This window comes from Microbacterium sp. NPDC089321 (genome assembly GCF_040684935.1).
GTDB lineage: Bacteria > Actinomycetota > Actinomycetes > Actinomycetales > Microbacteriaceae > Microbacterium.
On the sequence record NZ_JBFBGX010000001.1, the window covers coordinates 1,394,987 to 1,408,007 of the forward strand.

11 protein-coding genes and 1 tRNA gene are annotated in these 13,021 nt (G+C 70.5%); 7 read left to right on the plus strand and 5 right to left on the minus strand.

The window, feature by feature from the left end; genetic code table 11:
* Nucleotide 1 precedes the first annotated feature (1 nt).
* From AB0N59_RS06490 to AB0N59_RS06500, 3 genes are all read left to right on the plus strand, one after another.
* Nucleotides 2-934 carry a dihydrodipicolinate synthase family protein gene (locus tag AB0N59_RS06490; protein WP_363480418.1) on the plus strand — a complete coding sequence of 311 codons (933 nt, stop codon included), beginning with the start codon at nt 2-4 and terminating at the stop codon, nt 932-934.
* A gap of 76 nt (nt 935-1,010) precedes the next feature.
* On the plus strand, nt 1,011-2,012 hold the full coding sequence (locus AB0N59_RS06495) for a proline racemase family protein (protein ID WP_363480421.1): 1,002 nt from the start codon (nt 1,011-1,013) through the stop codon (nt 2,010-2,012).
* 21 nt (nt 2,013-2,033) lie between these two features.
* Nucleotides 2,034-3,620: an aldehyde dehydrogenase (NADP(+)) gene (locus tag AB0N59_RS06500; RefSeq protein WP_363480423.1), complete on the plus strand. Its 1,587-nt coding sequence runs from the start codon at nt 2,034-2,036 to the stop codon at nt 3,618-3,620.
* 133 nt (nt 3,621-3,753) lie between these two features.
* On the opposite strand, the gene AB0N59_RS06505 is transcribed toward AB0N59_RS06500, so the two are convergent.
* Genes AB0N59_RS06505 through AB0N59_RS06515 form a run of 3 tightly spaced genes read right to left on the minus strand, consistent with a single transcriptional unit; the run spans nt 3,754 to nt 6,914 of the window.
* Nucleotides 3,754-4,935 (minus strand): amidohydrolase family protein, encoded by a 1,182-nt coding sequence (locus AB0N59_RS06505; protein ID WP_363480426.1) that lies wholly within the window; start codon nt 4,933-4,935, stop codon nt 3,754-3,756.
* A gap of 25 nt (nt 4,936-4,960) precedes the next feature.
* Entirely contained in the window at nt 4,961-5,944 is a 984-nt protein-coding gene (locus AB0N59_RS06510; RefSeq protein ID WP_363480429.1) for a proline racemase family protein, read from the minus strand.
* A gap of 43 nt (nt 5,945-5,987) precedes the next feature.
* Entirely contained in the window at nt 5,988-6,914 is a 927-nt protein-coding gene (locus AB0N59_RS06515) for an ornithine cyclodeaminase family protein (RefSeq protein WP_363480432.1), read from the minus strand.
* Between the two features lie 109 nt (nt 6,915-7,023).
* On the opposite strand from AB0N59_RS06515, the gene AB0N59_RS06520 reads away from it, so the two are divergent.
* A tRNA-Ser gene (locus AB0N59_RS06520) sits at nt 7,024-7,114 on the plus strand.
* 176 nt (nt 7,115-7,290) lie between these two features.
* Complete coding sequence (locus AB0N59_RS06525) at nt 7,291-8,631, plus strand: SH3 domain-containing protein (protein WP_363480435.1); 1,341 nt, start codon at nt 7,291-7,293, stop codon at nt 8,629-8,631.
* 3 nt (nt 8,632-8,634) lie between these two features.
* Here AB0N59_RS06525 and mmuM read toward each other — a convergent pair whose 3' ends face one another.
* Nucleotides 8,635-9,534 (minus strand): homocysteine S-methyltransferase, encoded by a 900-nt coding sequence (mmuM, locus tag AB0N59_RS06530; protein ID WP_363480438.1) that lies wholly within the window; start codon nt 9,532-9,534, stop codon nt 8,635-8,637.
* Between the two features lie 111 nt (nt 9,535-9,645).
* Nucleotides 9,646-11,685: an MMPL family transporter gene (locus tag AB0N59_RS06535; RefSeq protein WP_363480441.1), complete on the minus strand. Its 2,040-nt coding sequence runs from the start codon at nt 11,683-11,685 to the stop codon at nt 9,646-9,648.
* Between the two features lie 224 nt (nt 11,686-11,909).
* Between AB0N59_RS06535 and AB0N59_RS06540 the strand changes: the two genes are divergently transcribed.
* Nucleotides 11,910-12,434 (plus strand): GNAT family N-acetyltransferase, encoded by a 525-nt coding sequence (locus tag AB0N59_RS06540; protein ID WP_363480444.1) that lies wholly within the window; start codon nt 11,910-11,912, stop codon nt 12,432-12,434.
* Between the two features lie 11 nt (nt 12,435-12,445).
* Entirely contained in the window at nt 12,446-12,991 is a 546-nt protein-coding gene (locus AB0N59_RS06545; protein ID WP_363480447.1) for a YaeQ family protein, read from the plus strand.
* Nucleotides 12,992-13,021 lie beyond the last annotated feature (30 nt).

Genomic DNA, 13,021 nt, shown 5'->3' on the forward strand with positions numbered 1-13,021 from the left:
AATGACTGACCAGAGCATGGACCTCGGCGGCGTCGTCGTCGCCACCACCCTCGCCTTCAAGGAAGACGCGTCGGCGCCCGCCGGTCTCGCCGTCGACTACGACCGGTTCGGCGAGCACGTCGACTTCCTCATGTCGAACGGATGCCGCGGCGTCGGCCCCAACGGATCGCTCGGCGAGTACTCGTCGCTGACCGACGAGGAGCGCCGCAAGGTCATCCAGGTCGCGGTCGACGCGGTCGACGGCCGCGGCATCGTGATCTCGGGCGTGCACGGCGTCGGCAGCCACCAGGCCCGTCAGTGGGCCGAGTACGCCCGTGAGGACGGTGCCGATGGCGTGCTGCTGCTGCCCCCGACGATCTACCGCGCCAACGAGCGCGAGGTCATCGCGCACTACGAAGAGGTCGCCAAGGTCGGCCTGCCGATCATGGCCTACAACAACCCGTTCGACACCAAGGTCGACCTGGTGCCCTCGCTCGTCGCGAAGCTCGCCGAGATCCCCGAGGTCGTCGCCATCAAGGAGTTCTCGGGCGACGTGCGTCGCGTCTACGAGATCAAGGAGCTCTGCGACATCGACATCATCGCCGGTGCCGACGACGTGCTCTTCGAGCTCATGGTCAACGGCGCCGTCGGCTGGTTCGCCGGCTACCCGAACGCCTTCCCGCGCGAGGCCGTCGAGCTGTACAACCTCTGCGCCGACGGCAACTGGCACGAGGCCAAGGCGCTGTACGAGCAGCTCGTCGCCGTGTTCCGCTGGGACTCGAAGACCGAGTTCGTGCAGGCCATCAAGCTGTCGATGGACATCTGCGGCAACTCGTACGGCGGACCGACCCGCCCGCCGCGCGGCCCGCTCTCAGACGAGCAGCGCGCGCAGGTCACCGCCGACACCGAGCGTGCTCTCGCTGCGATCGCCGCCCGCGCGGCCGTCGTCGCCTGACGCGTGTGACAATGACCGACGGGGACGCCGCTACCCGGCATCCCCGTCGGTTCCTCACTCTCAACGAAGGAAGCTGATGCGCGCTCGCCGCACCATCCAGGCCGTCGACTCCCACACCGAGGGGATGCCCACCCGCGTCGTCACCGGCGGGGTCGGACGCATCCCCGGCGCGACGATGAACGACCGCCGCCTCTACGCCATGGAGCACCTCGACGGGCTGCGCGGCTTTCTCATGAACGAGCCCCGCGGTCACGCCGCGATGTCGGGCGTGCTGCTGCAGCCGCCCGCCCGCGACGACGCCGACTGGGGGATCGTCTTCATCGAGGCATCCGGATTCCTGCCGATGTGCGGACACGGCACGATCGGAGCCGCGACCGTGCTCGTCGAGACGGGCATGGTCGAGGTGACCGAGCCGGTCACAGAGATCCGCCTCGACGTGCCGGCAGGGCTCGTGATCGCCCGTGTGCGCGTCGAAGACGGCCGTGCCGTCGACGTGACGATCGAGAACGTGCCGAGCTTCGTCGACCGGCTCGACGAGCGCATCGACGTGCCCGGCATCGGCGAGATCACCTACTCTGTCGCCTTCGGCGGCAACTACTACGCCCTCGTCGACCTCGACCAGGTCGGGCTGCCGTTCGACCGCGCCAGGCAGGACGACATCCTCGCCGCTGGCCTGAAGATCATGGACGCCATCAACGAGCAGGCGCCGCCCGTGCACCCCGTGCTCGAGGGTGCGAACCACGTGCACCACGTCGAGTTCATCGCGCCCGGTTCGGATGCGGTGCGCTCGCGGCACGCGATGGCGATCCATCCGGGCTGGTTCGACCGCTCGCCCTGCGGCACCGGAACCAGTGCCCGCATGGCCGAGCTGCACGCCCGCGGCGAGCTCGCGCTCGACACCCCGTTCGTGAACGAGTCGTTCATCGGCACCGAGTTCATCGGGCGGGTCGTCGGCGAGACGACGATCGGCGATCGCGCCGCCGTGATCCCCACGATCACCGGGCGCGCCTGGGTGACGGGGCTGGGTCAGTACATGCTCGACGAGAACGATCCGTTCCCCGAGGGCTTCGTGTTCTGATGCCCGGCGCTTCGCGCGGAGATGTGCGCTTCGCGCGGACGAATTCCCGGCATCCATCCGCGCGAAGCGCACAATTCCGCGGCAGGCGCAGCGCCGCCCGCCCCTGAGACCCAGACGAAGACGAAGGAGACCGACGTGACCGAGATCGACATCGAAGAGGTCGCGGCTGCGGCAGCCGCAGCCGCCCGCCCGTTCGCCCGCACCAGCCCGCGTGAGCGCGCGGCCGCGCTGGTCGCCGTGGCGGATGCCCTGGATGCCGCCGCCCCCGAGCTCATCCCGATCGCGATGCGCGAGACCGGCCTCGCCGAAGCGCGCCTGACCGGCGAGCTGCGCCGCACCTCGTGGCAGCTGCGTCTCTTCGCCGACACGATCCTCGACGGCTCGTACCTCGACGCGCGCATCGATCGCGCCGACCCCGACTACGTGATCGGTCCGCGCCCCGACGTGCGCCGCATGCTCGAGCCCGTCGGCCCGGTGCTGAACTTCGCCGCCTCGAACTTCCCGTTCGCCTTCTCGGTCGCCGGGGGCGACACGGCTGCCGCGCTCGCGGCGGGCTGCCCCGTGGTCGTGAAGGCGCACTCCGGGCATCCGGAGCTCTCGCGCCGCACCGCCGAGGTCGTGAGCTCGGCCCTGCGGTCGGCCGGAATGCCCGATGGTGCCTTCCAGCTGATCTCGGGCCAGGAGAACGGCGTCGCGATGCTGAAGGATGAGCGCATCCGCGCCGGCGCGTTCACCGGGTCGACGCACGTCGGTCGCATGCTGGCCGACATCGCGGCGTCGCGCCCCGTGCCGATCCCGTTCTACGGCGAGCTCGGCAGCGTGAACCCGGTCTACGCGACGTACGCCGATGACGCGCTGCTCGACGGCTTCGTGACCTCGGTGTCGGGATCGGCGGGGCAGCTGTGCACCAAGCCCGGCTTCCTCTTCGTGCCTGCCGACGCCGACCTCTCGTCGGTGTCGTCGGCGGCGTCGACGGTCGCCGAGCACCGGCTGCTGAACCCGGGGATCGGCCGGTCGTTCGCGCAGCGTCGCGACGACGTGCTCGAGGCTCCGGGTGTCGAGGTGCTCTCGCAGGGCGAGGTGCGCGTCGACGACGACGGACAGACCTACGCGACGCCGACGGTCGTGTCGGTGGATGTCGATTCGCTGGTCGCTGCGGGCGACGCCCTGCTCGAGGAGTCGTTCGGGCCGCTGTCGGTGATCGTGCGGTACTCCGATCTGTCGACGCTGCCGGCCCTGCACGCGGGCCTGTTCCCCGGCAACCTGACCTCGACCGTGCACGCGCGGCCCGAGGAGCTCGCGGACGGATCGCTCGGCGAGCTGGTCGACGCGCTCGCCGAGACCAGCGGACGCGTTCTCTTCGGAGGCTGGCCGACCGGCGTCTCGGTCACTCCGGCGATGCAGCACGGCGGCCCGTACCCCGCGACGACGAGCGACGGCACGAGCGTCGGCACCGCGGCGATCACGCGGTTCCTGCGCGGCGTCTCGTACCAGGGTGCGCCGCAGGAGCTGCTGCCCGCGCCTCTGCGCGACGACAACCCGTGGGGCGTTCCGCAGAGCGTCAGCGAAGCGGGAGTCTCGCAGAGCTGGGGCGCGGCGGTGCGCTGACCGCGCATGCGCGTGTGAGGGGGGCGCGTGCCGCCGAGTGCACCACTTCGCGTCGAGTGCACCGGATGCTGACGTCGATAAGTGGTGAACTCGGCGGTACGTGGTGCACTCGCGGGCGAGCGCGCGCCGGACCTCAGGCCACGGTGCCGGCGCGCACCACGGCGACGCGGGCGTCCTGCTGCCACAGCGCGGCAGGCTCGGCGAGCGGGTCGGATGCCAGCAGCACGGCGTCTCCATAGGCACCGGCGTTCAGGTGACCGAGCGACTCGTCGCCGATGAGCTCGGCGTTCACGGCGGTCATCGAGTGCAGGGTCGCTGCGGCGCCCGATGCCTCGACCTGCAGCCGGATGCCCGCGAGCTGGTCGTCTTCGAGGTCTCCCATCAGGTCGGTGCCGAAGCCCACGCGCACGCCCGCCTCGTGCGCGAGGCGCACAGCATCCTGCCCCTTCGACAGCACCTCGCTGTTCTTCGCGAGCGACGTCTCGTTGAGCCCGATCTCGGCACCGCGCCGGTCCATCGCGTCGTAGGCGGCGAGGGTCGGCACGAGGAAGGCCCCGGCTTCGGCCATCAGCCGAGCGGTGTCGGCGTCGATCAGGTTGCCGTGCTCGATCGAGCGCACGCCCGCGGTCACCGCGTGCTGCACCGCCTCTGACGAGTAGGCGTGCGCGCAGACGTAGCTGCCCCGCCGGGTGGCCTCATCGACCACGGCGCGCAGCTCGTCGGCCGAGTACTGCGGCACGCGGATGGGATCGGTGAGCGAGAAGACGCCTCCGGATGCCATGACCTTGATCGCATGCGCACCGGTGCGCAGCCGGTTGCGCACTGCCAGGCGCAGGTTGTCGACGCCGTCGACGACCTCGCACATGTGCCCGTGCGAGAAGCACACGTCGACGTGCGCCGAGCGCGGGTCTCCGTGCCCGCCGGTCTGGCTGAGCGCGGGGCCGGTGAAGTGGTAGCGGGGAGAGGGGAACAGGTCGGCGTCGATCGCGCGGGCGAGGCCGATGTCGCCGCCCGCCACGTCGCGCACGGTCGTGAAGCCGCGCTGCAGCGCCTTGGCGAGACGGGTGGCGCCGTTGATGGCCGCGTAGCTGAGCGGGCCCCGCTCGTTCTCGAGGCCGTCCATGCTCGTCGCATACGCGTGGAAGTGCGCGTCGATGAGCCCGGGGACGAGCCACCTGCCGCTGCCGTCGAGCTGCCGGGCATCCGGATGGCCCGCATCGGCGACCCGGCCGTCGACGATGTGCACGTCGCGGGCGTCGAAGCCCTCGCCGTTCCACACCTGTGCTCCGGTGATGGTGATGGATGCTGTGCGCATGGGGTCTCCGTTCCGAGGGGGGGTGTCAGCGCAGGCTGAATCCGGTGGCGACGGGGTCGCCTTCGTCGAGTTCGAACGTCGAGGTTCCGACGCGGTGCGCCTGGCCGGTGACCTCGGGGATCACGCCGTCGTCGGTGCGATCGGCGACGCGTGCGAGGAAGCGGGTGCCGATGATCGAGTCGTGGGTGAGGATCTCGCCGTCGGCCAGGTCGCCCGTGGCGGCGAGCAGGGCGACGCGTGCGGCCGTGCCCGAGCCGCACGGGCTGCGGTCGACCTCTCCGTCGGCGAAGACGGTCACGTTGCGCTGGTGGGGTCCGTCGGCGGTGCGCCCGAGGTCGTCGAACAGGATGGTCCCGTAGACGCCGCTGAGCCGGTCGTCGTCGAGCTGAGCGGCGGGATGCTCGTTCAGCGCCCACTTGATCTCGCGCCCGACCGCGATGAGATCGGCGGTGTTCTCGGGGGTGACGTCGAGTCCGACAGCGGATGCCGGAAGCGTCGCGTACACGGCACCGCCGAACACGAGGTCGACGGCCACCTCTCCGCGCGATGTGCGCAGCGCGATGCCGCGCTCGAGCACGCGGGACTCGACGTTGCGGAACACGATGTCGACGATGCGCCCGCCGTTCTGCCGCACCCGGGCCTGCACGCGGCCGCTCGGCACGTCGATCGTCACGACGGTCTCGCCGTCGGGGTCGGATGGCACGCGTCCGGTGCGCACGGCCCATGCGCCCAGCGCGATCGTGCCGTGGCCGCAGGCTGTCGAGAAGCCGTCCTTGTGCCAGAAGAGCACGCCGAAGTCGGCGCCCTCGTCGTCGGGCGGGGTGATGAAGCCGCCGTACATGTCGTCGTGGCCTCGTGGCTCGAGGCACAGGAAGCGGCGGATTCCGTCGGCCTCGCCGCTGATCGCTTCGACCCGCCGCTCCGCGACGGTCGCGCCGTGCGTCGGCACGTTCTCGACGATGCGGAACGGCTCGCCGGCGGTGTGCCAGTCCTCTGTGCTCCAGCGCATGGGCGTCCCTCTCTCGGGCTTCAGTGCAGACGGTTCAGACGGTTCAGACGGCCAGGCGGGCGACGGCGAGGTCCTGCCAGCCCATGCCGCAGGTCTTGACGATGCGGGGGCGGTCGGATGCCGGTGCGACGGCGCCGGTGAACAGCTCGTGCATCGTGATCGCATCGCTCTCGCGCATGGCGCCCTCGCGGACGGCGCGGATCACGTCGCCGGCCTCGGCCGCGGCGACGCGGCGGCTCTCGACGACGACCTGCGACCGGCCGAGCAGCGCGGGGTCGAGCTCGGCCTTCTCGGGCTCGTGCGATCCGATCGCGATGATCGTCGCGTCGTCGCGCACCTGATCGGCGGGGAAGAGGGGGTCGGATGCCGTGGTCGCGCACACGATCAGGTCGGCGTCGCGTACGGCATCCGGGGTTCCGGCGGTGATCTGCGCCCCGGGTGCGAACCGGCGCGACTCCTGTACCGCGGATTCGGTGCGCGCGGCGTCGCGGCCGATCAGGTGCACGGTGCGCAGCGGGCGGATGGCCTGCAGCGCCTCGACGTGACGGATGGCCTGCGGGCCTGTGCCGAAGATGACCGCGTCGCCGGCGTCCGGATCCGCCAGGAGATCGGCGCAGGCCGCCGAGACCGCCGGGGTGCGCAGGCTGGTGAGCGCCGTGCCGTCGAGGATCGCGGTGGGGGAGAGGGTGTCGCCGTCGAGCAGGATGTAGAGCGCCTGGATGCGCTCGAGCCCGCGCGCGGGGTTGCCTGGAGCGACGGTGGCGAACTTCTGCCCGACAGCGCCGTCGATGGCTGCCGGCATGAGCAGCAGCTGCCCGGCCGGCACATCGAGGATGCCGCGCGGCAGGTCGGTCTCGGGATCGAAGCCGTCGCGCAGCACGCGCTGAAGCTCGGCGATCGCTGCGGCCATGGTGACCCGCTCGGCGATCGTCTCGGCGCTGACGAGGGTGAGGTCGGAGACGCTGGGCATGGTTCCAGGTTAGGTGCGGAACAGTAATATGTCACGCATTGCGAGGGTCGGCGCCAGCCGCTGTGGCTCGATTCGCGCACAGGGTGGGGGATGTCGTAAGCTGGACGACGGTGACGTGTCCGAGCGGCCGAAGGTGCAACTCTCGAAAAGTTGTGTAGGGTAACCCCCTACCGTGGGTTCAAATCCCACCGTCACCGCCATGAGAACCCCCGAGAGATCGGGGGTTCTCGCATGTCCGGCGTGTGCACGAGCAGATCCGCACGCCCCTGCATCCGCTGCGCGCATCCGCCGTTCGAATCGTGTCTGGTCATGGATCCGACCGCACCGCTAATGTCATGACCATCGGCGTTCCCCCGCGCCGTTCGACCGGAGAATCATGAACCTCAGATCACGCCATGTCCTGGCACTCTCGACCGCGATCGCGCTGTCGAGCGCGGCGCTGTCCCCGGCCGCCGCGGCCGCTGCCGTGCCCGTCTCCGCAGCCGTCTCAACGGCCCCGAGCGCAGCGACCGCCATACCTGCAGCGACGGCTTTCGCGATGCCGCTCGCGGCCAAGTCGTACACGCTCTCGGCATGGCAGGGTCCGCGCTGCATGCCGATGCCCGGCGCATCGACGGCGCACGGCGGCGTCGACCTCGCGGCCAAGAGCGGTTCGCCGATGTACGCCGTCGCGGCGGGCGTCGTGACCGCCACCGTCTCGGGGTCGAGCTCGGTCAACGGGCGCATCGAGATCCGGCACACCGTCGGCAACGTCACCTACACGACGAAGTATCTGCACATCTGGTCGGCGACGACGCACGTCAAGGTCGGCCAGGTCGTCGCGGCCGGGCAGCGGATCAGCTCTGTGGGCATGAGCGGGAACTCCAGCGGCCCGCACCTGCACCTCGAGCTCTGGCAGCATTCGACGAGCGGCAGCACGCAGCTCGATCCCGTCCCCTGGCTGAAGGCTCGCGGCGTCGACCTGGCCGCACAGGCGACCACGATCACCGCCAAGCCGGTCCCCAGCTCCTGCACCTACTACACGACGGGGGCGGTGAACCTGCGCGCAGGAGCGTCGACCGCCACCGCCATCGTCGCGACCCTCGCCGCCGGCACCATGGTCACCGCCGTGCCGGGCAAGGTCACCAACTCGTTCCTGCCCGTCACGGCGGGCTCACGCAGCGGATGGATCGCGAACTGGCTGCTCAGCCCCACTCGCCCCGTCGTGACGACTCCGAAGCCGACTCCTGCGCCCGTGCCCGCCCCGAGCGCCCCGAAGCCCGCCCCGGCCCCGGCTCCGACCGCCCCGAAGCCCGCTCCGGCCCCCGCCGGAAGCTCGTCATCCGCGGCTGTCTACACGACCTCCGCGGCGGTGAACCTGCGACCGACGGCGTCGACGAGCAAGAGGCCGCTGCTCACGATCCCCAAGGGCAAGAGCGTCGGGCGGATCCTCGCGTCGAGCGGTTCCTGGCGACAGGTGACCTACGCCGGAAAGACCGGATGGGTCGACAAGAACTACCTCACGAGCGCGACGGCGCCCGCCGCGGCGCCGAAGCCGACCACCTACACGACCACGGCGGCGGTGAACCTCCGGCCCACAGCTTCTACGAGCAGGAAGGCGCTGCTGACGATCCCGAAGGGCAAGAGCGTCGGGCGGATCCTCGCGTCGAGCGGTATCTGGCGACAGGTGACGTACGCGGGAAAGACCGGCTGGGTGCACAGCGGCTACCTGCGCTGACCCCTACCTCTGCAGCTCTGTGGCGATGCCGGCGATGGCCGCCGGGCCGATGCGACAGCATCCGCCGACGAAGCGCGCCCCGGCGTCGACCCAGGCGCGGGCGAGATCGGTCTCGAAGCCTGGCTCGCCGTTCCATCGGCGCGCAGCGCCGTCCCACACCTCTCCGGAGTTGGGATAGGCGATCGCGGGCGTGCCGCTCGCGTCGAAGGCCGAGCGCACCGCCGCGAGCACGTCACCGGGCGCACAGCAGTTCACGCCGACCGCCACGATCCCGGGCTTCTCGCCGGCCGCGGCGAACGCCTCGCGTGCGGGTCGACCGTCGCGCAGCCGATCACCGGCTACGGTGCATGACAGCCAGGCGGGCACCTCGAACTCCTCGGCGAGATCGACGAGCACTTCCACCTCGTCGAGGTCGGGAATCGTCTCCAGCGCAAGCAGGTCGGGGCCGGCGCCCACCAGCAGCTCCATCCGCGGGGCGTGGAAGTCGCGCAACGCCGCGCGACTCAGCCCGTATCTGCCCCGGTACTCCGACCCGTCCGCGAGCACGGCCCCGTAGGGCCCCACCGATGCGGCGACGAGCAGGACGGGGCCGTCGATCTGAGAGTCTGCGACCTCGTCGCGCACGTCGCGGGCGATCGTCACGCTGCGCCGGATGAGGTCGGCGGCTTCGGCGCGACTCATCCCCGCGCGCTCGAACCCGCTGAAACTCGCCTGATAGCTCGCAGTCGTCGCGACGTGGGCGCCGGCGTCGAAGTAGGCCCTGTGCGCGGCGGCGATCTCGGCGGGCGCGTCGCGCAGCAGCCGCGCGGTCCACAGTTCGTCGCTGAGGTCGTGCCCCCGGTCGCCGAGTGCGTTCGACAGTCCGCCGTCGAGCACCACCACTGGGGCCTCTGTCGTCGTCATCGGCGTCTCCTCTCGCGCGTCGAGCAGCGTCGCGCCTGGCGCGCGGCTCATCGCCGCTTCGGATCGTACCGAGCCGCGGCACGATCCGTCGCATCGATGACGTTCCGCTGTTCATGGCGCCGTCATGACGCGGTCGCGAGAGTCAGAACCGCCCGCCTCCGATGCGGCCTCCTCGAGCGACGTGACCCGTCGGCCGGCCGGTGGCTGTCCCGGCCGCCAGATCCGGTCGCCGACCAGCGCGAAGACAGCGGGTACGACCACGGTGCGCACGACCAGGGTGTCGACGATCACGCCGATGCCCACGATGAGTCCGAGCTGGCCGAGGGTGACCAGCGGCAGAACGCCGAGCGCGGCGAACACCGCAGCCAGCACGATGCCCGCGCTGGTGATCACGCCTCCGGTGTGCGCGATCGCCTCGACCATTCCCGCTTTGGTGCCGTGCTCCGCAGCCTCACCGCGTGCGCGGTGCACGAGGAAGATCGTGTAGTCGATGCCGAGCGCGACGAGGAACAGGAAGGCCAGCAGCGGCACCTGCAGGTCGAGCGCATGCTGCCCGAGAATCATCCTGCTCAGCCACGCGCCGGCCCCGATCGCGGCGACGGCGCTGGCGAGATTCACGAGCAGCAGCAGCACGGGTGCCACGATCGATCGCAGAAGCACGAGCAGCACGATGAAGCTGACGGCCAGCACCAGCGGTGCGATCAGGAACAGGTCCTTCTGGTTTCCGGCTCGGGCGTCGAGATCGGTGGCGACCGCACCGCCGACGATCGCGTCCGCGCCGCGCACCGGGTGCACCGCATCGCGGAGCTCGGTGATCTGATCCAGGCTCTCGGGCGAGCTCGGCAAGAACTCGCTCGTCACCATGATCTTGGTCAGCGAGTCGTCGTCGCTCGTGCCGACCGGTTGCGCCCTGACGATGCCGTCGACGCCCTCGAGCGCCGAGAGCACGGCATCCGTCTCGGCGGTGCGCGTGACGACGAAGACCGGCTGCGCGTCGCCGGGCGGGAAGTGCGCGGACAGCACCTGCAGACCGGTCGCCGACTCCGACTGCACCCGGAACTTCTGCACCTGGTCGAGCCCGACGGAGGTGCCGAGCAGACCTGATGCCATGACCGCCAGCAGTGCACCCGCCGCGAGCAGGCTCAGCGCCGGCCGACGCACGACCCTGGTCGCCACGGTCCGCCATCCGCGACCCTGTGTCCTGCCCTGACCGGGGCGGGGGACGAACGGCCAGAACACTCCGCGGCCGCACACGGCGAGCAGCGGCGGAAGAAGGAACAGCACCGCGGAAAGGGCGATCAGCAGTCCGATCGCGCTGGAGATGCCGAGACCGTGCGTGCCGGGGATGACGGCAAGAACAAGGGTGAGCAGTGCCAGCACGACCGTGACGTTCGAGGCGACGATCGCCGGAACCGTCTGGCGCCAGGCCGAGCTCAGAGCCCGCCTGTGATCGTCCGTCTGGAGCAGCTCCTCCCGGTACCGCGAGATCAGCAGCAGCGCGTAGTTCGTGCCGGCCCCGAAGACCAGCACGCTGATGATGCCCGAGTCGAACTGCAGATCCCACGCCGCGCCCGCCGCTGCGGTCATCCGCCCTGCCAGGCCATCGGCCAGCGCGACCACGATCAGCGGAATCAGCCACAGCACGGGCGAGCGATAGGTCACGATCAGCAGGATCGCGACGATCAGGATCGTGACCAGCAGCAGTGCGAGGTCAGCACCGGCGAAGGCCGACGCCACGTCCGCCCCGAACGCGGGACCGCCCGTGAGCTGCACCGTCACGCCGTCGATGGGGTGCTCGGCGAGATCGGCGCGGATGTCGCCGATGACCTGAGCGGCATCGGCACTGGTGTCTCCGGCCCTGATCGGCGTGACGAGCAGAGCCGCCTCTCCGTCATCGCTCATCAGCGGGCCCGAGGGATCGGCCTCGGCATGCTCGCCGAGCACAGGCAGCAGCTCGGTCAGGGCGGCGACATCGTCGGGCGACAGCGTCTCGCCGTCGCCGCGCGATGCCACCACGAGCACGGACTGACGATCGGCATCCGGGAACTCCTTCATCAGCGCTGCGGTCTTCGCCGACTCGCTGCCCGAGGGAGCCTGGGCACCGCCTTCGGGCGCTTTCGCCGAGCCGAAGACGCCGAAGAGCGTCGTCATGATGAGAAGGACGAGAGCGAGTGAGATCCAGGCGCCTCGACGAGAGGTCAGCCTGTCCGCGAACCGGGCACGGGCAACAGAATTCGGCATGTCATCAAGACCATCACCGCTGCCGGACGCGGTCATCGATCGAAAGGACGAGATCGCGCCGCGGTGCCCGCAGCCCGGCCGATGGACCAGGCGGACCGGTGGCGGATGTCGGCGCCCGGTGCGAGACTCCATCGATGGCAGCCATCTACCTTCGCCTGTGGTCGGACGCCGACCTGCCGCTGCTGCGGCGGGCGAACACGCCGGAGATGACCGAGCATCTCAACGGGCCGGAGACCGAGCAGCAGCTGATCGCGAGGCACGAGCGCTATCTGCGCCATGTCGCGTCGGGCGAATCGCGCCTGTTCGTGATCGTCGAAGACGAGCATCCGGTCGGCTCGATCGGCTACTGGAGAACGCTCTGGCGCGACCAGCCGGCGTTCGAGACAGGCTGGTTCGTGCTGCCCGAGGCGCAGGGGAGGGGAATCGCGTCGGCCGCCCTGGCGGCGGTGATTCCGGATGCCCGGGCATACCGCGACGGGAGGCGGATGCTCACCGCGTGCCCCGGCGTCGACAACCCCGCCTCGAACGGGGTCTGCCGTCGCAACGGGTTCACGCTCGTCGGGACCTTCACCGAGACGTTCCGCGAGAAGGAGCTCACGATGAACGAATGGGTGCTCGACCTCGGGGCGTCCGAAGGGTCAGCCGCCGCGCCCGCGTAAGCTCGGGTCTCATGGCTGCAGGCGCGACGATCCACACCTTCGATGTACAGCTGGCCGACGTCGACCGCGGTGTCTACGACGAGCTGACTCTGCGCGTCGCGCGGCATCCCTCTGAGACCGACGCCTACATGCTCACCCGGCTGCTGGCGTACTGCCTCGAGTACGAAGAGGGCATCGCGTTCACCGAGGGCGTCGCCGCGACCGATGAGCCGGCCGTGCTCGTGCGCGACCTCACCGGCCGGATCACCGCGTGGATCGAGGTCGGTGCTCCCGACGCGTCGCGGCTGCACTACGGCAGCAAGCTCGCCGATCGCACGGTCGTCTACACGTACCGGGATCCGGCGAAGGTGATCGCGAACTGGGCCGGCAAGACCATCCACGCGGCCGACGCCATCGTGATGCACAGCTTCGACGCCGGCTTTCTCGACGACGCCGCGGCAGCGCTCGCCCGCCGCAACACCATGACGGTCTCGGTCACCGAGCGTCAGCTGTACCTCGAGCTCAACGGCGCGCATCTGAGCACGGCCGTGCACGAGCATCCGATCCGCACCACCTGACCCGCCCGCACAGAGAGCCCGGGGATAGGA